This is a genomic window from Oceanobacillus saliphilus (genome assembly GCF_023522835.1).
In the GTDB taxonomy this organism is placed as follows: Bacteria; Bacillota; Bacilli; order Bacillales; family Amphibacillaceae; genus Oceanobacillus; species Oceanobacillus saliphilus.
Genome location: NZ_JALCZU010000093.1, coordinates 1 through 277 on the forward strand (window position 1 = coordinate 1; position 277 = coordinate 277).

A 277-nucleotide genomic window follows, 5' to 3' on the forward strand; every position below is an offset into this window, starting at 1 on the left:
CGACAGACAGCGATGATCGCGCAGCGCCTCCGGTGAGGCCGGCTCGCCATAACGCGCCAGATAGGCAGGCGCGGCGCAGATCACCATCCGGTAGAGGCAGAGCGGTTTTACCACCACATCCTCACTGTTCACCGCGCCGATACGGATCGCCAGATCGAACCCCTCCTCCAGCAGATCAACGCTGCGATTACTCAAATCGAGATCGACCCGCACCTGCGGCCACGCCGTGAGAAAGGTGGCGGTGATGGGTGCGATAACGCAGCCGCCAAAAGTGGTT

General features: G+C 62.1%; 1 protein-coding gene. It reads right to left on the bottom strand.

Going from position 1 to position 277, the window contains the following annotated elements; all coding sequences use genetic code 11:
* On the bottom strand, positions 1–277 hold a 277-nt coding region (locus tag MN204_RS20570), incomplete at both ends, for a LysR substrate-binding domain-containing protein (RefSeq protein WP_249872916.1).